General features: G+C 65.8%; 21 protein-coding genes and 1 rRNA gene. 18 read left to right on the forward strand and 4 right to left on the reverse strand.

Annotation, left to right across the window (positions count from 1 at the left end):
* Positions 1–102 precede the first annotated feature (102 nt).
* From rrf to ACVJ6E_RS12990, 6 genes are all read left to right on the forward strand, one after another.
* A 5S ribosomal RNA gene (rrf, locus tag ACVJ6E_RS12965) occupies positions 103–218 on the forward strand.
* 81 nt (positions 219–299) lie between these two features.
* Positions 300–1,028, forward strand: coding sequence for an ABC transporter ATP-binding protein (locus ACVJ6E_RS12970; protein WP_120269723.1), 729 nt, complete (start codon positions 300–302; stop codon positions 1,026–1,028).
* Positions 1,025–1,672: an energy-coupling factor transporter transmembrane component T family protein gene (locus ACVJ6E_RS12975; protein WP_120269722.1), complete on the forward strand. Its 648-nt coding sequence runs from the start codon at positions 1,025–1,027 to the stop codon at positions 1,670–1,672. Before ACVJ6E_RS12970 ends, ACVJ6E_RS12975 begins: the two co-directional genes overlap by 4 nt.
* The gene (locus ACVJ6E_RS12980; RefSeq protein ID WP_120269721.1) at positions 1,669–2,229 is read left to right on the forward strand and encodes a biotin transporter BioY; all 561 of its coding nucleotides are present in this window, start codon (positions 1,669–1,671) and stop codon (positions 2,227–2,229) included. The genes ACVJ6E_RS12975 and ACVJ6E_RS12980 overlap by 4 nt, the downstream gene beginning before the upstream one ends.
* Before the next feature lie 16 nt (positions 2,230–2,245).
* Positions 2,246–3,694, forward strand: a complete 1,449-nt coding sequence (locus tag ACVJ6E_RS12985; RefSeq protein WP_158592724.1) for an AMP-binding protein — start codon at positions 2,246–2,248, stop codon at positions 3,692–3,694.
* Entirely contained in the window at positions 3,663–4,793 is a 1,131-nt protein-coding gene (locus ACVJ6E_RS12990; protein ID WP_120269719.1) for a thiolase family protein, read from the forward strand. The genes ACVJ6E_RS12985 and ACVJ6E_RS12990 overlap by 32 nt, the downstream gene beginning before the upstream one ends.
* On the opposite strand, the gene ACVJ6E_RS12995 is transcribed toward ACVJ6E_RS12990, so the two are convergent.
* The 3 genes from ACVJ6E_RS12995 to ACVJ6E_RS13005 are packed head-to-tail and all read right to left on the reverse strand — an operon-like array spanning position 4,790 to position 9,140.
* On the reverse strand, positions 4,790–6,466 hold the full coding sequence (locus ACVJ6E_RS12995) for a CRTAC1 family protein (RefSeq protein ID WP_491676472.1): 1,677 nt from the start codon (positions 6,464–6,466) through the stop codon (positions 4,790–4,792). The genes ACVJ6E_RS12990 and ACVJ6E_RS12995 overlap by 4 nt on opposite strands.
* Positions 6,463–7,887, reverse strand: a complete 1,425-nt coding sequence (locus tag ACVJ6E_RS13000; protein WP_120269718.1) for a di-heme oxidoredictase family protein — start codon at positions 7,885–7,887, stop codon at positions 6,463–6,465. The genes ACVJ6E_RS12995 and ACVJ6E_RS13000 overlap by 4 nt, the downstream gene beginning before the upstream one ends.
* A 5-nt stretch (positions 7,888–7,892) precedes the next feature.
* A complete protein-coding gene (locus ACVJ6E_RS13005; protein ID WP_120269767.1) occupies positions 7,893–9,140 on the reverse strand; it encodes an ROK family protein in 1,248 nt (415 codons plus the stop codon).
* A 304-nt stretch (positions 9,141–9,444) separates the two neighbouring features.
* Here ACVJ6E_RS13005 and xylF point away from each other — a divergent pair, with 304 nt between their 5' ends.
* The 6 genes from xylF to ACVJ6E_RS13035 all read left to right on the forward strand — a co-directional run bounded on the left by xylF (position 9,445) and on the right by ACVJ6E_RS13035 (position 16,830).
* Positions 9,445–10,479 (forward strand): D-xylose ABC transporter substrate-binding protein, encoded by a 1,035-nt coding sequence (gene xylF / locus ACVJ6E_RS13010; protein ID WP_120269717.1) that lies wholly within the window; start codon positions 9,445–9,447, stop codon positions 10,477–10,479.
* 122 nt (positions 10,480–10,601) lie between these two features.
* On the forward strand, positions 10,602–11,897 hold the full coding sequence (locus ACVJ6E_RS13015; protein WP_120269716.1) for a sugar ABC transporter permease: 1,296 nt from the start codon (positions 10,602–10,604) through the stop codon (positions 11,895–11,897).
* 3 nt (positions 11,898–11,900) lie between these two features.
* On the forward strand, positions 11,901–12,686 hold the full coding sequence (locus ACVJ6E_RS13020) for an ATP-binding cassette domain-containing protein (RefSeq protein ID WP_208996770.1): 786 nt from the start codon (positions 11,901–11,903) through the stop codon (positions 12,684–12,686).
* An 83-nt stretch (positions 12,687–12,769) separates the two neighbouring features.
* Complete coding sequence (otsB, locus tag ACVJ6E_RS13025) at positions 12,770–13,525, forward strand: trehalose-phosphatase (RefSeq protein ID WP_199681299.1); 756 nt, start codon at positions 12,770–12,772, stop codon at positions 13,523–13,525.
* Positions 13,522–15,318 (forward strand): glycoside hydrolase family 15 protein, encoded by a 1,797-nt coding sequence (locus ACVJ6E_RS13030; protein ID WP_120269713.1) that lies wholly within the window; start codon positions 13,522–13,524, stop codon positions 15,316–15,318. Before otsB ends, ACVJ6E_RS13030 begins: the two co-directional genes overlap by 4 nt.
* A gap of 129 nt (positions 15,319–15,447) precedes the next feature.
* The gene (locus tag ACVJ6E_RS13035; protein ID WP_120269712.1) at positions 15,448–16,830 is read left to right on the forward strand and encodes a trehalose-6-phosphate synthase; all 1,383 of its coding nucleotides are present in this window, start codon (positions 15,448–15,450) and stop codon (positions 16,828–16,830) included.
* A 72-nt stretch (positions 16,831–16,902) separates the two neighbouring features.
* Here the strand turns inward: ACVJ6E_RS13035 and hppD are convergent, their stop codons facing one another.
* Positions 16,903–18,015: a 4-hydroxyphenylpyruvate dioxygenase gene (gene hppD / locus ACVJ6E_RS13040; RefSeq protein ID WP_120269711.1), complete on the reverse strand. Its 1,113-nt coding sequence runs from the start codon at positions 18,013–18,015 to the stop codon at positions 16,903–16,905.
* A 129-nt stretch (positions 18,016–18,144) separates the two neighbouring features.
* On the opposite strand from hppD, the gene ACVJ6E_RS13045 reads away from it, so the two are divergent.
* From ACVJ6E_RS13045 to ACVJ6E_RS13070, 6 genes are all read left to right on the forward strand, one after another.
* Positions 18,145–18,609 (forward strand): Lrp/AsnC family transcriptional regulator, encoded by a 465-nt coding sequence (locus ACVJ6E_RS13045; protein WP_120269710.1) that lies wholly within the window; start codon positions 18,145–18,147, stop codon positions 18,607–18,609.
* 113 nt (positions 18,610–18,722) lie between these two features.
* On the forward strand, positions 18,723–19,493 hold the full coding sequence (locus ACVJ6E_RS13050; protein ID WP_120269709.1) for a tellurite resistance TerB family protein: 771 nt from the start codon (positions 18,723–18,725) through the stop codon (positions 19,491–19,493).
* A 105-nt stretch (positions 19,494–19,598) separates the two neighbouring features.
* Entirely contained in the window at positions 19,599–21,206 is a 1,608-nt protein-coding gene (locus ACVJ6E_RS13055; protein ID WP_120269708.1) for a GMC family oxidoreductase N-terminal domain-containing protein, read from the forward strand.
* A gap of 76 nt (positions 21,207–21,282) precedes the next feature.
* Positions 21,283–23,085 carry an ATP-binding protein gene (locus tag ACVJ6E_RS13060; RefSeq protein ID WP_120269707.1) on the forward strand — a complete coding sequence of 601 codons (1,803 nt, stop codon included), beginning with the start codon at positions 21,283–21,285 and terminating at the stop codon, positions 23,083–23,085.
* A 48-nt stretch (positions 23,086–23,133) separates the two neighbouring features.
* On the forward strand, positions 23,134–24,489 hold the full coding sequence (locus ACVJ6E_RS13065; RefSeq protein WP_120269706.1) for a sigma-54-dependent transcriptional regulator: 1,356 nt from the start codon (positions 23,134–23,136) through the stop codon (positions 24,487–24,489).
* Positions 24,490–24,730: 241 nt separating this feature from the next.
* Entirely contained in the window at positions 24,731–25,732 is a 1,002-nt protein-coding gene (locus ACVJ6E_RS13070; RefSeq protein WP_120269705.1) for a DctP family TRAP transporter solute-binding subunit, read from the forward strand.
* Positions 25,733–25,783: the final 51 nt, after the last annotated feature.

Consider the following 25,783-nt stretch of genomic DNA (forward strand, 5'->3'; position numbering starts at 1 on the left):
GATCGGCTTGATCACTCTCATTAGTCAATGCCCATCCATCGTCCCAAAAAGACGAAGCAATACAAAACCTAAGACCAGTTCACGATTTTTGCGCTCTGCCGGCCTGGTGGCCATTGCGGGGACCCAAACACCCGATCCCATCCCGAACTCGGAAGTGAAACGCCCCAGCGCCAATGGTACTGCGTCTCAAGACGTGGGAGAGTCGGTCGCCGCCAGGCCCGCAAAGCGCAAAAAACAATCCTCTACAAATACAACAAACACCGCGGGGTGGAGCAGCCTCGCGAGTTTTCGGACCTCTGATGTCCGTTTCCCAGACACAATTTGCCTCTATCGACAGCGTCACGCTCAAGCGTGGCGCTTTTTCTGTTTTTCAAGGGCTCTCACTGGAGCTTTCGGAACGCCGGATCGCGCTTGTCGGCCTCAACGGCTCCGGCAAGAGTTCGCTTCTACGTCTCCTAAACGGACTTCTCTTGCCGGATGAAGGCGCGGTGACGGTGTTCGGCCTCGATACCCGCAAGAACCGCCGCAAGTTGCCGAGGCATGTCGGCATGGTATTCCAGAACCCGGACCACCAGATAATCTTTCCCACCGTCCTGGAAGAGCTTGCCTTCGCACCGCGGCAGATGGGGGCAACGCGCAGCGATGCCCAAACCCTGGCGCGCCATACCTTGGTACAGCACGGCTGCGAAGGCTGGGCCGAACGACCTGTCGCCTTGCTGTCGGAAGGCCAGAAACAGCTCGTGTGTCTGCTCGCCGCCAGCATCTCCGAACCGGGGCTGCTGCTTTGCGACGAACCGTTCTCGGGTCTCGATCTCTCCTTGCGACTGCATTTTGCCGCCCACATCGCCGCGATCCCTGCGCGCGTGGTGATGGTCAGCCATGACCTCGACATGCTGTCGGAGTTCGACCGGGTCATCTGGCTTGACAAGGGAGCCGTCGTCGGAGAGGGACGCCCGGACGAACTGCTGCCGGAATATCGGGCGTTTGCCCGGGCGCGGGCGGGCCAACTGACGGCGGACGGCCTTTGATCTCCTCCTATCTGCCGGGGAGCACCGTGCTGCACAGGGTGAGTGCAGGATGGAAGCTGCTCGGGCTGTTTCTCGTCTCCATGCTGCTGCTGCCGGTCGATTCCCCGCTGGTTCTCGGGGCCGTGCTGCTGTGCGCGCTGGTCCTGCTGGCGTCTTTGGGGGCAGGCATGGGCGCCGTCCTGCGCTCCTTGAGGCCGGTTGCCTTCGTCGTTGCCTTCATTCTTGCGCTGCACGGGCTGTTCGGCACGCTGGAAGCGGGTGTCATCGTCGCCTTGCGTCTGGCGTCGCTGCTGTTGCTGGCAACTCTCATTACCTTAACCACCCGGCTCGACGACATGCTCGATACGTTGACGCCCGTGTTCCGCCCCGTCGCCTTGATCGGTCTGTCCGAGCGGAGGCTGGCACTGGCAATCGCGCTCGCCATTCGCTTCACGCCGATGCTGGTCGACGTGACACAGCAGCTCAACGAGGCCTATCGTGCGCGCTCCGGACGGAACGGGCATGTCAAACTTGTTGCGCCGCTCTGCATCCACGCCCTAAATGCCGCCGACCATGTCGCAGAAGCGCTTGCGGCCCGTGGCGGAGCGGATGGCTGCCCGCCGGAGAGGGACGACGACCGGGAAGAGGGTAGGGCTGGACGATGACCGCCGATCGCTCGTTGGTGCATATCGCCATTCATGTGGCTGTGATCTCTGCACTCGGGTATTACCTGCCCGCCTTCACCACGCCGATCACCGGCAGTGTTCCGATCACCGCCCAAACGCTCGGCATCATGCTGGCCGGCGTCATGCTGGGCCCAGTTCGGGGCGCGTTCGCCGTGCTTCTGTTTCTCCTCATCGTTGCGCTTGGCATGCCCGTCCTGTCAGGCGGACGCGGCGGCATCGGCGTGTTCTTTCTTCCTTCCGCCGGCTTTCTCATCGGGTTTCCGGTTGCTGCCTTCGTCTGCGGCTTGACCATGCAGCTGCTCCGCCATCGCCCGGTATTCCCTTCGGCACTGGCAGCGTCGATGGTCGGGGGCATTCTGGCCCTCTACCCGTTCGGCATACTCGGCATTTCCCTTGTGGCGGGAAAGCCGCTCTGGGAGTCTGCCATCGGAGCGCTTGTCTTCGTTCCCGGCGATATCCTGAAGTGTTTCGGCACGGCGCTGGTCGCCAGTGCGATCGAGCGGGGTCGTCCGGATGCCATCTTCTCCCGGCAATAGACTGCTCGGGGGCGCAATGGCGCATGTGGGAGCAACGCTGGAACGGTTAGCTGCGCAGGACCCAAACCGCACTGCCGTCAGCGACGGGCGACGGGCCCTCAATCGAGCAGAGCTTCTGGAGCTGGTAACGGCGTCCGAAGTTTTGCTTGCGCAAAAAGCGGCGGCGGACCGGGTGCTGGTGACGACGGGCGAAGCAGTCGAGGCGCTCGGCCAGCTCCTTGCTGCGGCTCGCAGCGGCCGGGCAGCCGTCGTTGTCGACCCTGCGCATCTGGAGCGGCATGGGAACCGGCTTCGCCAGTCTATTGGGCCGCTCTTCGAAGACTGGACCGATATTTCTTTCGATAGCAGGGCTGTGCCCGAGGAGGCGTCGAAGCCGATGGCTCCAGGGCCCGGCACGCCGTTCTATATCGGCCTGACGTCCGGTTCGACCGGCCAGCCCAAAGCCTTTCAACGGTCGCATCGGTCTTGGACGGAGAGCTTCCGTCTTGCGGACGAGGCGTTCGGCCTCGGCGCGGACGAGCGCGTTCTTGTGCCTGGTGGCCTTGGCCATTCCCTGCATCTTTTCGGGGCGATCCACGGCCTGCATCGCGGCTGGCGGGTGGATGTCGTGCGCAGTTTTCAGCCTCTGGCCGTGCTGCGACGGATGCAGGAGGCGATGAGTACGGTGCTGGTGACCACGCCGACGCAGTTGCGTCTGCTGGCAATTGCCGGCGACAGGGAAGGGCTGCGCCTTCATTGCCTAAGGCGGGTTCTCATCAGCGGCGCGAAGTGGCATGCGCGCGACCGCGAGCTGGTCGCCGCTGTTTTTCCGCAAGCCGAATGCCACGAATTCTACGGCACGTCCGAGACCAGTTTCATCTCTCACAGAGGCCCGGCCGATCTGTATAGCGAGGGCGTCGGGCGCCCCTTTCCCGGAGTGGAGCTGGAGGTGCGCGGACAAGACGACAAGGCGCTGCCTGCCGGCCAGGACGGGGAAATCTGGGTTCGCAGTCCCTTGCTTTTCGACCGGTATGTGATGGGGGACGAGCCGATGACCCGGAGCGATGCCGGTTGGCTGACCCTGGGCGATCGGGGGCGCGTGGATGACGAGGGGCGGGTCTTTCTTGCCGGGCGCGGCGGGCGGATGATCGTGACATCGGGGCTCAACGTGTTTGCCGAGGAAATCGAGACGGTGTTGCTCGAGTATCCGGGCATTGCCCAGGCTGCCGTTTTCGGTGTGCCCGACACATTGCGCGGCGCGCGGATTGTTGCGGCAGTTCAGCTGGCGGACCCGGCACTGGCTCAGGCGGACCTGCGCCGCCACTGCCTTGCACGGCTGGAGCGAGCCAAGGTGCCGCGCAGCTTTCATGTCGCCGAGCACTGGCCGCTGACGCCTGGCGGAAAATCGGATCTTCAGACGATAGGAGCCTGGGTGCTGGAGCAGGAGGAAGCCGATGCCGGCGTTTCTGATCGCAGCAAAGCGTAGCGCCGTTGCGCCGATGGGCGGGGCGTTCGCGGCCCTTGAGGTCGATGCGCTCGCCGCGCCGGTGATGCGCGCCTGCCTATCGGCCGGGGGCGTAGATATCGTCGATGAGGTCATGGCCGGAAACGCCCTCTATGGCGGCGGCAACCCGGCCCGGCGGGCGGCCCTGCTGGCGGGGCTCCCGGACCACGTTCCTGCCCTGACCCTTGACCGCCAATGCTGCTCCGGCCTGGATGCGATCATCCTGGCTGCGCGCATGGTGGAAGCCGGGGCCGCCGAGTGCGTGCTTGCCGGCGGTGTCGAGAGCTACTCGCGGGCGCCGCTGCGCATGCGCCGTCCGGCGACAAAAGACGAAGCGCCTGTGGCCTATGACCGGCCACCCTTCACCCCCTGGCCCGACCGCGATCCCGACATGCCGGAGGCCGCTGCCGGTCTTGCCGAGTTGCGGGAGGTTCATGAGGACTCACAGGCCGCCTTTGCTGTCGAGAGCCACGCTCTGGCGCGCGCAGCCGCCGAGGCAGGGCGGTTCGCAGGCGAGATCGTCGACGTTGCGGGGCTCTCCCACGACAGTTTCGCTCGCCGGCTGACGCTGGAGACCTGCCGCCGATCCCGTTCGCTCGCCGGAAAGGCCGGGCATCGGGTGCTGGCAGCAACTGCCGCCGTCTCGGCGGACGCGGCGGCGTTTGCGCTGGTCGTGTCGCAGGATTGGCTGGACCGAAATCCATCCGTGCCCGCCTGTCGGATCGTCGCCGGCGGGGCTTTGGGCGGAGATCCTTGCCTGCCGGGGCTCGCGCCGGTCGAGGCCTCGCGAAAGGTGCTTTCCGCGGCAGGGATCGAAAGCGAAGGCCTTTCGGCAAGCGAGGTGATGGAGGCCTATGCGGTGCAGGCGATGGCCTGCATAGAGGATCTCGGCCTCGATCCGTCAACCGTCAACCGTGGGGGGGGAGCCCTTGCCCGGGGGCATCCCATCGGGGCTTCGGGTGCGATCCTCGCCGTGCGGCTGTTTCACGAATTGCTGCGCGAGGGCGCGGGCAGCTTCGGGCTCGCCGCCATTGCGAGCGCCGGCGGGCTCGGGTCCGCATTGCTGCTGCAGCGGGTCTAGTTGCCGGCCTCGCGCGGCGGATACCAGTAGCGGGCATTTTCCTCGCCGCGGTCGATCAGTACGAACTGGTTGGCGAACACCCGGTAGCCATGGCTCCAGTCGCCGTCGGGCCAGCGCACCCGGATGACGGCCCGCTCGGCCACACCGAGCCCGACATGGACGAAACCGGCGTGGCCGGAGGCGTGGCCGCCGCCGATACCGATGTCGCGGGTGAGACTGCGAGCGCCGACGCGGATGCTCAGCTTCGCCCCCACGGCATTGCGGTTCACGCCATCCTGCGACAAGGCGATGGCGACCCAGTTGCCGAGCGGCTTCGGCCGCTGGCTGCCGTCGTCGCGGCCGAGATTGCGGAACAGGCTGACGGGCGCGGAGCGGTTCACGACGACAAGGTCGAGCAGTCCATCCATGTTGAAATCGGCAAGGCCGGCGCCACGTCCCCGCCGGTCGAGAGCGACGCCGGCGCGGGCGCCCTGCTCCGCAAAGCGACCGTCCCATTGCTGGATCAGCAGGTTGTCCGGGTCGAAGGCGGCAAAGTCCGGCATCGCCTCGACATTGCCCTTGGCGATGAACAGGTCCTGAAGCGTATCGTTGTTGACGTCCTGGAACTCCGCATGCCAGCCGGTCGAGGGACGCATGTCCTCGCCCGTATAGGGGCGGTGCGCGGTCACGCCCTTGTCAAAAGCGATGTCGCGATAGACCGGCAGGAGATCGTCTCCCTCCTGGTCTATGGTCTGCAGCTTGGTGTCGCCCATGCTGGTGAGCGCATATTCCGGCAGCCCGTCGCCGTCGAGGTCCGTCGTGGCGATGCCCATTCCCCAGATCTTGAGATGGCGCCAGCCGTCGCTGCGGCGATAGGGGCGGGGCGGCCGGCCGGGCGGCAGGGCCCAGAGCTGCTCTTCTCCGCCACGATAATAGTGACGGTCGTTGGAGACGCGCAGCGCCGGTTCGCCGGAGCGGTTCCAGTCTGTGAACAGGAGGGAGAGGCTGCAATAGCCGGGTGTCAGGGCGAAGCTCTCGGAGTAATCCGGTGTCTCCCCGGCGCGCGGGCGATGGAGCGCATTGTCGTCGCAGGTTCCCCAAGGCGAACCCGGGGCGCTGCGGTCGACATAATTGCCGAAGGCGAGAGTGGGGAAGGCGAGGTCCTTCTCGAACACGGCGGCAAAACCCGTGGTCCAGCTACGCCCGCCATTGAAGGAGAAGCGGCGATTGGCCGGCTCGAAGCGGCACTCGCCGGTTCCGCGCAACAGCTGGTTCTCGCCGACCCGGAGCAGGGCCAGGTCCATCAGGCCGTCATTGTCGATGTCGAGCGGATAGGCGCCGGTCACCTGCTCCAGCAGGCGCTCGGGAAGGCCGGTGTCGACCCGCTCGAACGATAGCCTGCCGCCTGCGGGCGAGGTGTTGCGATAAAGGGCGGCCCGCCCTTCGCCGCCTGCAAGGAACAGGTCGGGCCGGCGGTCTCCGTCGCAGTCGAAGATCGCCGTGCCGCCGCCCACGAAATACTCCCAGGGGCCCGAATAGGTGTGCTCGATACCGGCCTGCCGCGCCTCTTCCGAAAAACGGGGCACCGGAGCGGGCGCATCCGTGGCATTCGCGTTGGCGGTGCCGGCGAGGAGGGCGAGGGTTGCGGCGGCAGCAGCAGAGAGTGCACGGTGCATCGGAGGATAGCCGGTCATTGCGCGATCTCCAGGCTCCGCAGGAATGCGATGATCGCCTCCCGGTCCTCGTCCGGCAGTGCCTCATAGGCCTTGCGTGCCGTGCGAGCTTCGCCGGCATGGGCGCGGATGACCTCGTCCAGGGAGGTCAGGTCGGCGCGGTGGCCGTAAGGAGCGGTGGAGCCGGCGCCCCAAAGCTCCGCAGTCAGGAAAACATCCCTGTCGACGAAGCGCTGTCCCAGAAGTTCGTTGCCGAGGGTCGGCTCTTGCGCGTCGGCGATCTTGTGACGCTTCAGGTCGCCGAACAGCGGAACGAGAATGTTGCCGTCCGCATCGCGCGGCAGGACCTTCACGAAGTCGAGCTCGGCAAGGTCGATTTCGAGGGGGGCCTCGACATCCGCTTCCCGCAGTGTGCCGGCCGTCTCTCTCGGGCCGGGATCGCGGAAGACGGCGGACTTCAGAGGCAATGCCGGGATATGGCAGGACGCGCAGCCGGCGTCGGCAAAGAGGAGCTCTCCGCGTGTTGCCGCCTGTTGCCAGGCGGCCGGCAGGTCCGGCTTGCGGGTTGGCGCGGCAAGCGTCGCCTGCCATACGACAAGGGCGGTGACGTCGGCGGCGCCGATCTCGTCGACGATCCCGTCTTCGTCGAAGTCCGTCGTCCCGGTCCATAGGGCGCCGAAGCGCTCCACCGGCTGGATGCCATGGTGATGGTTGAGCGCATTCACCGTGAACTGCCGCAAGGAGCCGAAGACGCCTTTTTGCGAGAAGGGGCGCAGGACCAGATCGGCATCGATGCCTTCGATCCCCGTCAGGTCGAGGCCGCCGTCGGGATGGGCGGTGATCGTGCCGAAGGAAACGCCCTTGGTCTCGAGCTCGGCCGTCACGGTCGTGCCCTTCTGCCGGGCTTGTGCAAGTGCCGTGTCGCGCCGGGACTGCAGCTCGGCCGTCATCTCCCGGGCCAGAAGCTCGATCAACCCGGCGCCCTGGAGCGCCGGCGAGCCGCGTTCGTTGGAAAATTGCGGGTCGATCGTGTCGAAGTCGGCGCTCTCGAAGCCTTCGGACACGAAGACATTGGCGGTGAAGGATGCGCCTCCGCCTACGACCGGCTCATGGTGGCAGGACGAACAGGAACTGGCGTCGAGCCCTGCAAGCCGCTGGAAGCGCAGATGCACGGGACGTCGGCGTTTGGTCGGGATGATCGCCTGTGTGGCCATCGGCCGACCGGCGCCTTCCTCGACCAGGAACTTTCCGATGAACAGGCGCTCGCCGTGATCGCGCAGTACCGCGATCCTCTCTTGCATGGGCAGGCGGGCAACGGCCTCAAGGTCGAGCAGCGTGTCGAGCACCCTTTCGCTCCAAGGCGGACTGTCCGCCGCCCGAGCCGGATCGCCGAGCGCCAGCATGGCGAGCAACGGGATCGCAGCATTCTTCCAGCAAGGCATGCGGCCTATCCTCCCTGTGCCTCCTTCTGGCTGCCATACCCGGTGTCGGAGAAAACCTCCGTGTCGAGGGCATGCAGCGCCCGCGCGACGGTGCCGCGCAGGATGAGATCCTCCTCCCAGGGGATCGCTTCGATTTCGACGCTGCCGCGCAGATCGGCCACCAGCGCTTCTTCCAGAGCTGCCCGCGCAGCCGTTTCCATGAGCGGATAGGCGTCGGCCGCTGCTCCCGTGACGACGATGCGCCGCGGGTCGAGTGTTGCGATCACCCTGGCGAAGGCATAGCCGAGCGCGGTGCCGCCGGCGTGAAAGGCATCAAGCGCTCCTGCTTCGCCTGCCCTGGCCGCAGAGATCAGTTCGCGGATCGTCTCGCGCCCGACCGGCAGGTGCGAGGGGGGCGTCTGCAGGTCGAGCCCTTTTGCGTGTCGCAGCAGGGCATAGTCGCCGAGATAGGCCTCCAGGCAGCCGCGACGCCCGCAGCGGCACAGGGAGCCGCCGGGAATGTGATTGGCATGACCGATTTCCGCCGCCGCGCCCGTTTCGCCGACGAACAGGCGATTGTTGACGAAGAGGCCCATGCCGACGCCGTAGTCGATGAAGATCACCGCGAAGGTGCCGCCGTAGCGCAGGGGATCTGTCCGGTGCAGCGCCTCGGCGATCATGTTGGTGTCGTTCGAGAGCAGGCAGGGCACGCCGAAGGCGCGGGTGACGGGGCCGACCGCCTCGACATGCCGCACGGCGAAGGCCGGAGACCAGGCGACCGTACCGGCACTGTCGTCGACGACGCCTTGCGAGGCGAGGGCGATGATTGCCGGGGGCGGGCCTCCCAGTCCGTCGATGAAGCTGCGCAGGCTGTCGATCAGGATCTGGCCGAACCCGTCGGCGGTGACGGAGGCGCTGTCGAAAGCGGCGGCGTCGCGCCCGACCAGCCGTCCGGCATAGTCCGCCAGCGCCATCTCGATGGTGTTGACCGAGAGCTTCACCGCAAGGACGCGGGCGGCGGTTCCGTCGAGCGTCAACAGGCTGCGGGGGCGGCCTCTTGCCCCTTTCTCGCGTTCCCGCTGGGCGTCGTCATCGACGCCGGCGACAAGTCCTTCGGCGATCAGATCGGAGGTGATCGAGGTGACGGTGGCCGGGCTGAGCTGGGTGACGCGGCCGAGATCGATGCGCGCCTGAGGGCCCTTCCTGCGCAGTGCCTGCAAGACAACCGAGCGGTTCTGGCGCCGTATCTGGTCGCGGTCAGCCTTCTGCGTCATGCCCATACCAAAGCGTTCGTTTCCACCCCGACGGGAGCCGTGTCGTGCGCAAGGCATGGCCGTGGCCAGGGTTTACGCGCGCCGGGCGTTTTTGTCATGATCCCCGATCCTCGTCGAGAAACCATGTTGACAGGGGCTTTCGTTTGGAGCAACTTTTTTTCGGACGTCGAAAAAAATAAAATTACGCCGACGAACCAAAGCACGCATCCTTTGGCCGGGGAGGCACAGGCCGGGGACAGCTTGCCTGATACACGATCCTTCGTTCCGCATGGGAGGAGCGGGGATAAATCGGAGGAAAGACATCATGCGCAGATTCTACCCGCTTCTGGCCGGAGCGCTTCTCGTTTCCGTCGCGCTGCCGATCCATGCGCAGGCGCAGGACATCACTGTCGGCGTCAGCTGGTCGAATTTCCAGGAAGAGCGCTGGAAGACGGACGAGGCCGCCATCAAGGGCGCGCTCGAGGCCGCCGGCGCCACCTATGTGTCCGCCGATGCCCAGTCTTCATCCGCCAAGCAGCTTTCGGATGTCGAGGCGCTGATTGCCCAGGGCGTCGATGCGCTGATCATTCTGGCGCAGGATTCCCAGGCAATCGGGCCGGCCATCCAGGCGGCCGCGAACGAGGGCATTCCGGTCGTCGGCTATGACCGCTTGATCGAAGACAATCGCGCCTTCTACCTGACCTTCGACAATGTCGAGGTCGGCCGCATGCAGGCCCGCGAGGTCCTCAAGCTGGCGCCGGAAGGCAACTATGTGATGATCAAGGGCTCGCCCACCGATCCCAATGCCGACTTCCTGCGCGGTGGTCAGCAGGAGGTGCTGCAGGCGGCAATCGACGGCGGCAAGATCAAGATCGTCGGCGAGGCCTATACGGACGGCTGGCTGCCCGCGAACGCACAGCGGAACATGGAGCAGATCCTGACCGCCAACAACAACAAGGTCGATGCGGTGGTTGCCTCGAACGACGGCACCGCCGGCGGTGTCGTGGCCGCGCTGACCGCACAGGGCATGGAAGGCATCCCGGTTTCCGGTCAGGACGGCGACCACGCCGCTCTCAACCGTGTGGCCAAGGGCACGCAGACCGTCTCCGTATGGAAGGACGCGCGAGAGCTGGGCAAGGTGGCCGGCGAAATCGCCGTTGCGCTTGCCAAGGGCGGAACGATGGACGGCGTCGAGGGGGCCGGCAAGTGGACCTCGCCCGCCGGCACCGAGTTGACGGCACGCTTCCTGGCGCCGATTCCCGTCACCCGTGACAACCTGTCGGTCGTGGTCGATGCAGGCTGGATCACCAAGGACGCCCTGTGCCAGGGCGTCAGCGGCGGCCCGGCTCCCTGCAACTGAGCCAGTCCTTCAAGCGATGGCCCTGTCCCGGCCTTCTGTCGGGGCAGGGTGGCCGCTGATGGGTGACATCCGGCCGCGAGGGGGCGCGAGACGCGCGCCGCCCTCCAAGCGGGAGCTTTTCCATGTCTGAGACCGCAGTCACCGGACCGAAGGCACCGGCGAGCAGATCGTTCTTCTCAGCGCTGCAGATCGATACGCGCCTGCTCGGCATGATCGGCGCGTTCGTCGTCCTGTGCCTCGTCTTCAATGTCTTTACCGGCGGCAATTTCCTGACGCCGCGCAACATCTTCAACCTGACGATCCAGACCGTGTCGGTTGCGATCATGGCGACGGGCATGGTGTTCGTCATCGTGACACGCCACATCGACCTGTCCGTCGGCTCCCTGCTTGCGACCGTTGCCGCAGTCATGGCGATGGTGCAGACGCAGGTCCTGCCGGTCGTCTTCGGCCTGGAACTCGGGCATCCTGCGATCTGGATCCTGGCGATCCTGGCCGGCGTCGTCGTCGGCACGCTGATCGGTGCCTTCCAGGGCGTGCTGATCGGCTATCTCGGTATTCCCGCCTTCATCGTCACGCTTGGCGGCCTTCTGGTCTGGCGCAACGCGGCCTGGTTCATCACCGACGGCCAGACGATCGGCCCGCTGGACGAGCGGTTCACGATGATCGGCGGTATCGGCGGCACGCTGGGCGAGACGTGGTCCTGGGTCTTTGCCGGGCTGGCCGTTCTTGCCGCTCTTGCGCTCCAGTTTTCCTCGCGCCGACGCAAGGAACGCCACGGCTTTCCTGTCAAGCCGGTTTGGGCCGAGGTGACGCTGGGTGCCGTGATCGCCTGCGCCATTGTCGGCTTCATCGCCGTCCTCAATGCCTACGAAGTGCCGGCCCGCGTCCTGCGGCGCGACTTCGCGGCACGCGGCCTGGAAGTGCCGGAAGGGTACACGGCGGCTTACGGGCTGCCCTACTCGGTGCTGCTGCTGATCGTCGTCGCCGTGTGCATGACGGTGGTCGCGCGGCGCACGCGGCTCGGGCGCTACATTTTCGCGGCCGGCGGCAATCCGGATGCGGCCGAGCTGTCGGGCATCAACACGCGTCTGCTGACCGTCAAGATCTTCGCGATCATGGGCGGGCTGTGCGCGCTGTCGGCAGCCGTTGCCGCCGCCCGCCTCGGGTTTTCGACCAATGATATCGGCACGCTGGACGAACTGCGCGTCATTGCGGCGGCCGTCATCGGCGGAACGGCGCTGTCCGGCGGCATCGGGACGATCTACGGGGCCATTCTCGGCGCGCTGATCATGCAGTCGCTGCAATCGGGCATGGCCATGGTCGGTGTGGATGCGCCGCTGCAGAACATTGTCGTCGGCGTGGTGCTGGTCGTCGCGGTGCTCGTCGACATCCTCTACCGCAAGCGCACGGGAGACTGAGCCATGGCAACTCCTCTCGTACAGATGCAGGACATCTGCATTTCCTTCGGCGGCGTGCATGCGGTCGATAATGTCAGCGTCGACCTGCATCCGGGGGAAGTGGTCGGGCTGCTGGGCCATAACGGCGCGGGCAAATCGACCCTGATCAAGATCCTGTCCGGCGCCTATCGCGCGGACAGCGGCGAGATCCTGATCGATGGCAAGCGCGCGACAATCAACAGCCCGCGCGATGCCCGCAACTACAATATCGAGACGATCTACCAGACACTGGCGCTTGCCGACAATCTGGACGCTGCCTCGAACCTGTTCCTCGGCCGCGAGATCGTCTCGCCGCTCGGCTTTGTCGACGACGACGCGATGGAGGCGGAGACCCGCAAGATCCTCAGCCGCCTCAATCCGAACTTCCGCAAGTTCAAGGCGCCGGTGAAAGCGTTGTCGGGCGGCCAGAGGCAGTCCGTCGCCATTGCCCGTGCGGTCTATTTCAACGCCCGTATCCTGATCATGGACGAGCCGACCGCCGCGCTCGGTGTTCAGGAGACCCAGATGGTCTCCGAGCTCATCAAGGAGCTGAAGAAGCAGGGGCTCGGCATCTTCCTGATCAGCCACGACATCCATGACGTGTTCGATCTGGCGGATCGGGTGGCGGTGATGAAGAACGGCAAGCTCGTCGGCACCGCCCGTACCCAGGATGTCACCAAGGACGAAGTGCTTGGGATGATCATTCTCGGCAAGTGTCCGGAGGGTGCAATCCCGGGTCCGGGCGCCTTCATGGATGTATCCGCTGCGTGATGCGGTGCGGCAAGACGACAGGAAGAAAGGCTTTTTCCGGGCCGGGACTTCTCATCGAGGGTGAGTTCCCTTAGGCTCTTGGCATGAACGCGCCACCGCCCGTGACAGACGACATCGCCCTGTTTCTCGATTTCGACGGAACGCTGGTCGAGATCGCCAGGACACCCGATGCGGTCGAGGCCAGCCGGGCGACCATTGCCTGCCTGGAAGGGCTCGTCGAGCATCTCGGCGGTGCTTTGGCGATCGTGAGCGGCCGTCCCATCCACGAGATCGACCATTATCTCGCACCTCTGCGGCTTCCCTGCGCCGGCCTGCACGGGCTGGAGACGCGGTTGCATCCCGATGAAGAGGTTGAGCGCGCGCCGGTCGGTCCCGAGATCGAGGCGCTGAAGGCGGCACTTTCCGGCAGCGGTCTCCTGGGGCGCGGCGTCTCCATCGAGGACAAGGGGCCGGCGATCGCCGTCCACTTCCGGATTGCGCCCGATTGCGAGGATGCGGTGGTGGAGGTGATGCAGGCGGCGATTGCCGAACTGCCCGACCTGCATCTCGTTCGCGGTAAGATGGTTGTGGAGGCAAAGCCGGCTTATCGCGACAAGGGATGGGCGGTCGGGACCTTCATGGATCTTTCCCCGTTTCGCGGGCGCACTCCGGTGTTCGTCGGCGACGATGTGACGGACGAGGACGGCATCCGCGCGGCCGAGGCCGTCGGCGGTTTCGGGGTCAAGGTGGGAACCGCCGAGAGCCTTGCCCGTTTTCGTGTCAGCGACGTGAAAGGCGTTCGCGACTGGCTGGCGCTCGGCCTGCCGGCAAAGGCACAGGCAAGGACACGACATCCATGACGCTCGACCGCAAGGCTTCCCTCGACCTCGCCCTGATCGGCAACTGCTCGATTGCGGCGCTGGTCGACAGGATGGCGCGGGTGGTCTGGCTGTGCCTGCCGCGCTTCGACGGCGATCCGGTCTTTCACGGGCTGCTGGGCACCTGCAGCGACGAGCGCGACGGATTGTTCGCCATCGAGTTGGAGAATGCCTGCCGCAGCGAGCAGGCGTATCAGGAGAACACCGCCGTCGTGGTGACGCGCATCTTCGACGATGCCGGCAATGCCATCGAGATCACCGACTTCGCTCCGCGCTTCCAGACCAAGGGGAGGACGTTCCGGCCGACCGCTTTTGTGCGCCGGGTCAGGCCGCTTTCGGGCCACCCCAGGATCCGGGTGCGCTGCCGTCCGCGGTTCGACTACGGCGCGCGCGCGCCGGAAGTGACCTACGGCTCCAACCACATGCGTTTCGTCGGCAACGGGCAGACCGTCCGCCTGACGACCAATGCCTCGATCACCTATGTGCGCGACGAGACGCCGTTCCTGCTCGACGGGCCGGTCTCCTTCTATTTCGGTCCCGACGAAAGCCTGACGCATCACCCCGAGACGCTGTGCCGCGAGTTCGAGGAAGAGACGGTGCTGCACTGGCGGCTCTGGACCCGGCGCCTCGGCCTGCCTCTCGATTACCAGGAAGCGGTCATCCGGGCCGCGATCACGCTAAAGCTGTGCACCTACGAGGAAACGGGCGCGATCATCGCGGCGGTGACGACCTCGATCCCGGAAGCGGCCAACAGCGGGCGCAACTGGGACTATCGCTATTGCTGGCTGCGCGATGCCTTCTTCGTGGTGCGGGCTCTCAACTCGCTCTCCGAGATGGAGACGATGGAGAACTACCTCCGCTACATCAACAATATCGCGTCGATGACCGGCAGCGGGCACGTGCAGCCGCTCTACGGGATCGCGCTGGAAGACCGCTTGATCGAGACCACGGTGGACCTGCCGGGCTATCGCGACATGGGGCCGGTCCGGGTCGGCAATCAGGCGTACGAGCATTTCCAGCACGACGTCTACGGCAACATCGTGCTCGGCGCCTCGCAAGCCTTCTTCGACAAGCGGCTTCTGCGACAACCCGGTGTCGATGATTTTGAGCGGCTGGAGGTGATCGGCGAGCGCGCCTTCGCCATGCACGATCAGCCCGATGCGGGCTTGTGGGAGTTGCGCACCCGCGCCCGCGTCCACACCTCGTCGTCGCTGATGTGCTGGGCGGCCTGCGACCGGCTCGCCAAGATCGCGCATCAGTTCGGCCGGCGGGAGCGGGCTCTCTTGTGGCAGGACCGCGCAGACACGATCCGCTCGGTGATCCTGTCGCGGGGATGGAATGCCGAGACCAATGCCTTCGTCGAGAGCTTCGAGGGACGCGATCTCGACGCCAGCCTCCTGCTGATCGCCGAGGTCGGGTTCCTGTCGCCGCAGGATCCGCGCTTCATCGCGACGGTGGAGCGGATCGGCGAGACGTTGCGCCGCGGCAAGCATTTGTTCCGCTATCACGCGGCAGACGATTTCGGCGCGCCGGAGAACGCCTTCAACATCTGCACCTTCTGGTACATCGACGCGTTGGCGCGGATCGGCCGGAAGGAGGAGGCGCGCGACATCTACGAGACGATGCTGTCCTGCCGCAATCACGTGGGCCTGTTGTCCGAGGACACCGACCCCGTGACCGGCGAGATGTGGGGCAACTTCCCCCAGACCTATTCGATGGTCGGTATCATCAACGGCGCCATGCGGCTTTCGTCCGGATGGGAAAGTCTCGTCTGACCTGACGCTCGAGCTGGCTCGCGGGCCTTCACGGCCGCGGCCAGACCACTTCATGTGTCCGTCGGATCCCGGTCCGCAGGCCGGGCCGGCTTGTGCCGGCGCGAACGGACACGCAAACCGGAGGAACCCATGTCCAGACTTGTCGTCGTCTCCAATCGTGTCGGACCGCTCAAGGATACGGGGCGGGCGGGCGGTCTGGCAGTGGCGCTTGTCGATGCCCTGACGGAGATGGGGGGACTGTGGTTCGGCTGGAGCGGGGAAGTCTCCGAGGAAGGTACCTTCGGCAACATCAAGCACGGGGGCGGCACCCGCAAGGTGGCGATGGCGACGGTCGACATGACCCAGGCGGATTACGACGAGTTCTATGCCGGCTACGCCAACCGCACGCTCTGGCCGGTTCTCCACTATCGCCTGGATCTTGCGGATTTCGACAGACGCTTCGAGGAAGGCTATCGGCGGGTCAACGAACGCTTCGCGACGCGGCTGCGCCCGCTGCTGCAGGCCGACGACATCATCTGGGTGCACGACTACCATTTTCTCGCCTTTGCGGCGGAGTTGCGGGCGATGGAGGTCGGCAATCCGATCGGCTTTTTCCTGCACATTCCGTTCCCGGCGCCGGAGGTGCTCGCGGGCCTGCCGAATGCGGAGCGGCTGGTGCGGCGCATGCTTGCCTACGACGTTCTCGGCTTCCAGACGCGCAGGGATGCCGCGAATTTCCGCCGGTTCGCCGTGGAGGAACTCGGGGCCGTCGAACGCGACGGCGAGACGCTGGACATCGCCGGCGGCACGGTTGTCGCGCGTGCCTTTCCCATCGGGATCGACGCAGCGGGGTTCGCCCGGCAGGCAACGACTCCGGAGGCGCGCCGCAATACGGCGCGCACCGAGAAACTGCTCGCGGGACGGCAACAGATCATCGGGGTCGACCGTATCGACTATTCGAAGGGCCTGCCGGAGCGCTTCCGGGCCTTCGGCCGGCTTCTGGAGGACTATCCGGAGAACCGGGGCAGGGTGAGCCTGATGCAGGTCGCTCCGCCCTCGCGGGCCGAACTCGATGCCTATGCGGAAATCCGGCGTGAGCTCGAGGAACTGACCGGAAACATCAACGGTCGCTTCGCCGATCTCGACTGGACACCCATTCGCTACATGACCCGCTCCTTTACCCGGCGGGCGCTTGCCGGGATCTATCGTGCCAGCCGGGTGGCGCTGGTCACGCCGCTTCGCGACGGCATGAACCTTGTCGCGAAGGAATATGTCGCGGCGCAGCGGGCGGAAGATCCCGGTGTGGTGGTGCTGTCGCGCTTTGCGGGGGCGGCCGAAGGCATGCCGGAGGCACTGATCGTCAATCCGCATTCGGCGGAAGGCGTCGCGTCGAGCCTGCAGGCCGCGCTCAACATGCCGCTCGACGAGCGCCGTTCGCGCTGGCAGGCAATCTTCGACCGGATTTGCCAGAACGATGCCGCCTCCTGGGCGGGGGCTTTTCTCGACGCCTTGCGCGGCCGCGGGGCAGGCTGAGGACCCTGGCGGCCTTACAAAAAAGGGGAGCGGCCGGGCCGCTCCCCTTGTTTCTTTCGATCCGGCCGCGCGTTATTCGGCTGCGTCGGCCTTGATCACGCCGCGGCGGATCTGGTCTTCCTCGATGGATTCGAAGAGTGCTCGGAAGTTGCCTTCGCCGAAGCCCTCGTCGCCCTTGCGCTGGATGAACTCGAAGAAGATCGGCCCGATGACGGTCTTGGAGAAGATCTGCAGCAGGATCTTGGTCGTCCCGCCGTTCACCACGCCCTCGCCGTCGATCAGGATGCCATGCTTCTTCATCCGCTCGATGGGCTCGTCATGGCCGTGCACACGCTCGCGTGACATCTCGTAATAGGTGTCCGGCGGGCCGGGCATGAACTTCAGCCCGTTGTCCGACAGCAGGTCGGTGGCGTCGTAGATGTTGTCCGTGCCGACCGCGATGTGCTGGATGCCTTCGCCCTTGTACTTGCGCAGGTATTCGGCGATCTGGCTGGTGTCGTCCTTCGACTCGTTCAGCGGGATGCGGATCTTGCCACAGGGCGAGGTGATCGCCCGGCTGACGAGGCCGGTGATGCGTCCGTCGATGTCGAAGAAGTGGATCTGCTTGAAGCCGAACAGGTCGCGGTAGAAGTCCCACCACTTGTCCATGTTGCCGCGATAGACGTTGTGGGTCAGGTGATCGAGGTAATAGAAGCCGACCCCTGCCGGACGCGGGTCGCGTTCCCCGAGCCATTCGAACTCGTCGTCATAGGCCGAGCCCTTGGCGCCGTAGGTCTCGACGAAATACAGCAGCGAGCCGCCGATGCCGACGATGGCAGGGACGTCGAGTGCCTTGTCGTCGCCGTGATAGGGCGTCGCCCCCATCTTCACCGCATGCTCGAACGCGTGACGGGCATCGACCACGCGCCAGGCCATCGAGGGCGCGCAGGGACCGTGCTCCTCGACGAAGCGCATGGCATGCGAGCCGGGCTCGGCATTCAGCACATAGGTGATGTCGCCCTGGCGGTAGAGGGTGATCGCCTTCGTCTTGTGCCTAGCGACGGGCACATAGCCCATACGGCGGAACAGGGCGTCGAGCTTTTCCGGCTCGGGATGGGAAAACTCGACGAACTCGAAGCCGTCCGTGCCGGCCGGGTTGTTCTCGTCGATCTTGGCGGGCGGTGCGTCGTGCGGAAACGGTCCCATGCTGTCCTCCTCTGGAAAGCGAAACTTCGCACAGTATGCGCCCCGTTCGATGCAAGGTGCGTGCATTCTGGGTGCGTAATGGGCTATCAATGCACAAAACGTGCATAATCAAGATAGAGTGCGCACAAGATGACGGATCTTGACCCTTTTGACATTCGCCTGCTTGCAAGCCTTCAAGATGATGCGGCGGTCACCAACCAGCAGCTCGGCGAGCGGATCGGGCTGTCCGCCTCGCAGGTTTCGCGGCGGCGACAGAGGTTGGAGGAGGAGGGCGTCATCCGCCGTTACCGGGCCGATGTCGATGCCGCGGCCGTGGGTTTCAGCGTCGTTGCGTTCGTGGGCGTCGCGCTCAATGCCCATAGCCGCCAGAACGCCCGCCGTTTTCGCGATCTGGTGCGGGCCTTGCCCGAGGTTCAGGAGGCGCATGTGCTGACCGGCGACATGGATTACATGCTGAAGGTGGCGGTCGCGGACCTGGCGGCGCTGTCGCGCTTCATCAATGACGAGTTGCTGCCGCATGAAGCGGTGCGCAACGTCCGCTCCTCCATCGCCATGGAGACGCTGAAGGACGACAACCGTCTGCCTTTTGCCTGAGCAGGTGGTCCGATGCTTGCAGTCGCGCCTTTCGCTTCCCATCTCCAGACGTGAATGCTCCGGGGTACGCCCTGGGCTGCCGCCAATCGTCAAGGGACCGGAGACAGACAACGATGTTCGATGCACGCAAGCTGCTTGAGGAGTTCATGGGCCAGGGCGGTTCCTCGGCAGGCTCCGGGCGAAGCGGATCCGGTGGGGGCGGCGCGGGCGACCTTCTGGCGCGCGGGCAGGACTATCTGCGCTCCTCCGGCTCCGGCGGAATTGCGGGCGGCGCGCTGGCCGGCGGCCTTGCAGGCCTGCTGCTCGGCACCAAGAGCGGCCGCAAGATCGGCAAGAAGGCTCTGACATACGGCGGCATGGCGCTGGTTGCCGGCCTCGCCTACAAGGCCTATCGCGATTATCGCGGCGGTGGGGGCGCTTCCGCTCCCGCGCAGACGGCTCCGGCTGCTTCCTCCTCGTCCGCTCCGGTGCTGCCTCCTCCCTCCGATTCCCCCTTCTCTCCAGCGCGTCAGCCGGGTGGAGAGGAAGAGTTCGCTCTCGTGCTGCTGACAGCGATGATCTCGGCCGCCAAGGCGGATGGGCATATCGATGCCGACGAGCAGCGCAAGATCTTCGACAAGCTCGATACGCTAGATCTCGACAGCGAGGCCAAGGCCTTCGTGATGGACGAGCTGCGGGCGCCGCTGGATATCGACCGCGTGGTGAAGGGGGCGAAAAGCCCCGAGGCGGCGCTGGAGGTCTATGCGGCCTCGCGTCTCGCCATCGATCCCGATCATCCGGCAGAACGAGCCTATCTGCAGATGCTCGCCGCCCGTCTCGGGCTGGAGCCGGGCCTTGCCGAAGAGGTCGATCGCGCAGTTGCTGAGGCTGAAGCCTCCCTCTGACAAAGCCAGCGCCCGGCCGTTCCGGGCGCTGGGCTTTCCCTCCTTGCCATCGACGGCGCCAGCGGGCATCGTTCCGCTCCACGCGGGCCAGGGCAGGGAGGAACCATGCGCGACCTGGGGGAATGGGATTACGTGATCGTCGGCGCGGGCTCGGCCGGCTGTGTGCTGGCCAATCGCCTTTCGGCCGATCCGCAGGTGAAGGTCCTGCTGCTCGAGGCGGGCGGCAAGGACGACTACGTCTGGATCCACATTCCCGTCGGCTACCTCTACTGCATGGGTAATCCCCGGACCGACTGGGGCTTCAAGACCGCGCCGGAACCCGGCCTCAACGGCCGCTCGCTCTCCTATCCGCGCGGCCGGGTGCTCGGCGGCTGCTCCGCCATCAACGGCATGATCTACATGCGCGGCCAGGCGCGCGACTATGACGGCTGGCGCCAGATGGGGCTGGAGGGCTGGGGCTGGGACGACGTCCTCCCGCTGTTCCGCCGCGCCGAGGACCACTACGAGCTTTCCGACGACATGCACGGCCGGGGCGGCGAATGCCGCGTCGAGCAGCAGCGTTTATCTTGGGACATTCTCGATGCGGTGCGCGATGCCTGCGAGGAGGTCGGGATCCCGAAGATCGACGACTTCAACCGCGGCGACAATTTCGGCTCGTCCTATTTTCAGGTCACTCAGCGAGGCGGTATCCGCTGGACGGCAGCAAAGGGGTTCCTGAAGCCTGTTGCGGGCCGCCAGAACCTCAAGATCGTCACTGGTGCGCAGGTGACCCGGCTGACCGTCGCCGATGGACGGGTGAGCGGGGTCGAGCTGCGCGTCGATGGCGCCCCCGCACTGGCGAGGGTCGCCGGCGAGCTGGTGCTGTCGGCCGGGGCTATTGGCTCTCCGCAAATCCTGGAACTGTCAGGCATCGGCGATCCGGAGGTGCTTGCGCGCCAGGGCATCGACGTGGTCGGCGAAAGCCGGCAGGTGGGAAGCAACCTGCAGGACCACTTGCAGATCCGCACGATCTTCAAGGTCAGCGGGGCGGTCACCCTGAACCAGTTGGCCTCGAACCTTTTCGGCAAGGCGAAGATCGCGATGGAATACGCCTTGTCGCGCTCCGGGCCGATGTCGATGGCGCCCTCTCAGCTCGGCGTCTTTGCAAAGTCGGATCCGGCATTCGAGACCGCGAACATCGAGTATCATGTGCAGCCGCTATCGCTCGACAAGTTCGGCGAGCCGCTCCACTCCTTCCCGGCGATCACCTTGAGTGTCTGCAACCTGCGGCCCGAGAGCCGGGGCAGCGTGCATGTCGCGAGCCGCGACCCGTTCGCCCATCCCGAGATCCGGCCGAACTACCTGTCGACGGCCGGCGACCGCAAGGTCGCGGCCGACAGCATCCGGCTGACGCGCCGGATCATGGCAACGGACAGGATGGCGCGCTTTTCGCCGCTCGAGCACCTGCCCGGTCCCCTGGTACGCAGCGACGAGGACCTGGCGCGGGCGGCGGGCGACATCGGGACGACGATCTTTCATCCGGTCGGGACCTGCCGCATGGGGAGCGACGAGGCATCCGTCGTCGATGCGAGGCTTAGGCTGAGGGCCGTGGGCGGCATTCGTGTCGCGGACGCCTCCGTCATGCCGGCGATCACCTCCGGCAACACGGCCGTTCCGACCATGATGATTGCCGAAAAGGCCGCGGAGATGATTCGCGCGGACCGACGTGCCTGATCTTGCCTTTCCGCGATTTGTACCCGGCTGCCTGGCCCGCTAGGATCGCGCGAATGACGCTGGGGAAGACACGGTGATGACGACGCTTGCCAGACGGGCCAGCCGCAACGCGCTGCATATCATGGTGTTGTGCTGCGCCTTGCCGGTCACCGTGCTGATCGGGTGGGTGACGTGGGAAACGGCCTCGCGGCTGTTTGCCACCGAAGTGGCGACCAGGGCGCAGGCGCTTCTTTCCGTGCAGTCGGCAACGCTGGAGCGCCAGCTCGACAAGTTCCGCCTTCTGTCTCCCTTGCTGGCGCAGCGCCCCGATGTACGGGATATCATCCTGCGCCGGGACGCGAGGGGCGGCGAACGGGCGGCGGCGCTGGTCGCCGGCATGGCCGGAGCGCAGGAGGTCCTGTTCCTCGACGCCGCCGGCGGGTTGATCGCATCCAGTCACATGGCGCCGCGCCGTCCCGGCAGCACCCTGGAACAACTGCCGCTGGCGGAGGCCCAGCAAGGTCGCCTCGGCCGTACCTACCGGCGAGGCGATGGCCGCGAGCCGGGTAGCTACGTCTTTGCCTCGGCTGTCCGTTCCGGCAGTCTCGTGGTCGGCATTGTGGTCGTGCGCGTTAGCCTTGCCGAGATCGAGCAGGCCTGGGCGCTGAGCCCGGCGCCGATTATCGCAATCGACGAGATGGGCGAAATCGTTGCGACCAATCGCCCGTTGTGGCGCGGGGATAGGGCGAGCGAGCGGTTCGAAGTGCTTGGAGCTGCCGAAGTGCCGCGAACCGGAGACGGTGCGGCGGCCGCGGCAACCGAGGCCGAGTATGTGCGCTTCAATGGCGCGGCCGGTCGCGGGCCCTATCTGCGGATGGCGCGGACCTTGCCCGTGCTGGACTGGCAGGTCGCGGCGTTTGCCGATACGGGCGATGCCCGCTCGCAGAGCCAGAAGGTCGCGGCGATCGCCGTGCTGATCTGCCTGCTCGCCAGCGTGGTCGGCTGGGTGGCGGCCGACCGGCGCGTTGCCGTCCTGCGCCGGCTGCGCGAAGACAAGATCGCCGCGTCCCGATTGGAGCGGAAGGTGCGGCTGCGCACGCGCGATCTTTCGGAAGCGAATGCGCGGCTTGCGCGCGAGGTGAGCGAGCGAGAGGCCGCCGAAGCCGAGCTCAGGAACATGCAGGCCGACCTTGTGCAGGCGGCGAAGATGGCGACGCTCGGCCAAATGTCCGCCGCCCTGTCGCACGAGTTCAATCAGCCGCTGGCGGCGATCAGGTCCAATGCGGACAACGCCAAACAGTTCCTCGAACGCGACATGCGCGAGCGTGTGGGCAGTGCACTCGACCGCATCGTCCTGATGGTCGAGCGCATGGCGGAGATTTCGCGCGTGCTCAAGGGGTTCAGCCGCCGCGCGGGAACCGACCTGCGCCCCACCGCCCTCAAGCCGGTGATCGACGAGGCGATGATGCTGCTGTCGCCCCGGGTCAAGCAGGGCAGGGCACAGCTCGTCGTCACGCATCAGAATGGCCCGCTCTCCGTGGTCGGTGGCCATGTGCGGCTGGAGCAGGTGGTGCTCAACCTCGTCGCCAACGCGCTGGATGCGGTGGACGAGCGCGAGGACGGGCGGGTGATGCTGATCACCCGCAGCGAGGCGGGGCAGGCGGTCGTCGAGGTGCATGACAATGGGCCTGGCATTTCCTCCGATCTCCTGCCGAAGGTGTTCGATCCGTTCTTCACCACCAAGGAAGTGGGCAAGGGGCTGGGCCTGGGGCTTTCGATCGCCTACAAGATCGTCCACGATTTTTCGGGCAGCCTGACCGTGCGCCACGCAGATGGCGGCGGGGCCGTCTTCACGGTCCGGTTGCCGCTGGCCGAGGGGCTGAGCGATGCGGCAGAGTAGGGCACGGCTTGCCAGGCGGTGCGATGCCGGCGACATGACGGGAAGCTGATGGACAAGGCGACAGTGCTGCTCGTCGATGACGAGCCGGATCTGCGGGAGGCGCTCGCCGAAGGGCTGGAACTGGCCGGCCATAGCGTCGACACGTTCGAAGGCGCGTCCGGCGTCTTCGGGACGCTCGGTCGGGATTTCTACGGCGTGCTGGTGACCGACATCCGCATGCCGCAGACAGACGGTCTCGATCTCATGCGCAAGGCGCTGGAGATCGATCCGGCCCTGCCGGTCATTCTCATCACCGGCCATGGCGACGTGCCCCTCGCGGTTCAGGCGATGCGGGCGGGCGCCTATGATTTCATCGAAAAGCCGTTCCCGGTCAGCCGGCTGTCCACGGTGATCGAAAGGGCGCTGGAAAAGCGGCGCCTCGTGCTGGAGAACCGCCTGCTGCGCGAACAGCTCGCCAGCCGGACGGGGCTGGAGGGGCGGCTGGTCGGTCGCTCGGCCGTGATGGAGCGGCTACGCGGGCTTGTTGCGGCGCTGGCCGACACCGATGCGGATGTCCTGATCATCGGCGAGACCGGTGCCGGCAAGGAAGTGGTGGCCCGCGCCCTGCACGAGGAGGGGCACCGGCGCGATGGCCCCTTCGTCGCGCTGAACTGCGGCGGCCTGCCGGCCGAGATCATCGAATCCGAGCTTTTCGGCCACGAGAAGGGAGCCTTTACGGGGGCGGCGAACCAGCGCATCGGCAAGCTGGAGCATGCCCATGGCGGCACGGTGTTTCTCGACGAGATCGAGTCCATGCCTCTCGATCTTCAGGTGAAGCTGCTCAGGGTGATCGAGACCCGCACCATCGAGCGGCTCGGCTCCAACCGGACGATCCCTTTGGACGTGCGCTTCCTGGCAGCGACAAAGGACGATCTGGAGGCGGCCGGCAGCGCAGGCCGCTTCCGCAAGGACCTGTTCTACCGGCTGAATGTCGTCACGATCCAGATCCCGCCCTTGCGAGCGCGCAAGGAAGATATTCCTCTGCTCTTCCATCACCTCACTCGTGAGGCGCGGGCCCGCTACCGGCGGGAGATACCCGATGTCTCGCCGGCCTTCGTCAGCGAGCTCATCGCACGCGACTGGCCTGGAAACGTCCGTGAACTGCGGAATGTTGCGGATCGGTTCGTGCTCGGTCTTGAACGGCCGGGTGGTACGGGCCTTGCCGGAAGTCCGAACGAAGCGACGGCCCTCTCCGAGCGGGTTGCCGCCTATGAGCGGGCCGTGATCGCGGAAGAACTGGCCAAGAACGGCGGCAGCCTCAAGGCGACGTATGAGGGGCTGGGTCTGTCGCGCAAGGCGCTCTACGAAAAAATCCGCAAGTACGGTCTCGACCGCACGACCGCGGATGGCGAAATTCCCGGTTGAGTCCGCAGCGGATGTGTCGATCTCGACACATCTTGTCTGAATGATGTGTCGGTTCCTGCACATCCTGGGCTCGCCAGCGAGAGGATGAGATCCTCTCCTGCCCGCAAATCAGGCGATCTGCCCGCCTGTCGGGCATCTGGCACGCATGTTGCTGTGTTGAAGGGGCGAATAAACCGGCACCTCTTGCCGGATCACCCGGCCGCGCGCCCTAGCGCGGCAAAACATGTCTGGGAGGACATTCATGAAAAAGTTCGCAACGGCTGCGGTCGCAGCCGCATGCCTTACCTTCGCCGCTCCGGCTCTCGCCGATTGCGACGACGGTGAGATGGTCATCAAGTTCAGCCACGTGGTAGCCGGCTCCGGCCATCCCAAGGGCGATGCCGCGACCCTGCTCGCCAAGCGCGTCAACGAGGAGATGAACGGCAAGGCCTGCATGCAGGTGTTCCCGAACTCGCAGCTCTTCGATGACGACAAGGTGATGGAAGCCCTGCTGCTCGGCGACGTGCAGCTCGCGGCGCCGTCCCTGTCGAAGTTCGAGGCCTACACGCTGAAGTACCGCCTCTTCGACCTGCCGTTCCTGTTCAACGACCTGTCGTCGATCGACCGCTTCGCGGCGAGCGAGCCCGGCAAGGAGCTGCTGAACTCCATGACGGACGTCGGCTTCGTCGGCCTTGGCTACTGGAGCTCGGGCATGAAGCAGTTCTCGGCCAACAAGCCGCTGCTGCTGCCGACCGATGCTGCCGGCCTGAAGTTCCGCATCCAGACCTCGGACGTTGCCGAGGCGATGATCGCCGCCATGGGCGCCAACGCCCAGAAGCTGGCCTTCAAGGAGGTCTACGGCGCGCTGCAGACCGGTGTCGTGGACGGTCAGGAGAACTCCTGGTCGAACATCTACACCCAGAAGTTCTTCGAGGTGCAGGACGGCATCACCGAGACGAACCACCAGCTGCTGGCCTACCTGCTCGTCACCTCCGACGAGTGGCTGAATGGCCTGGAGCCGGATGTGCGTGATCAGTTCCTGACCATCGTCAACGAGGTCACGCTTTCCGCCAATGCCGCCGTTGCCGGCCAGGAAGCCGAAAACCGCCAGAAGATCCTGGACGCTGGCAGCGAAATCCGGGTTCTGACCCCGGAGCAGCGCAAGGCCTGGGTCGATGCGATGAAGCCGGTCTGGGACAAGTTCCGCGGTGATATCGGTGAAGAGCTGATCGAGGCTGCTCAGGCTGCGAACAGCCCGAGCTGACATTGATACGAACCGCCCGCGGGCCTCTTGGTTCGCGGGCGGTTTGACCTG

The organism is Stappia sp. G46H5W, from assembly GCF_058448995.1.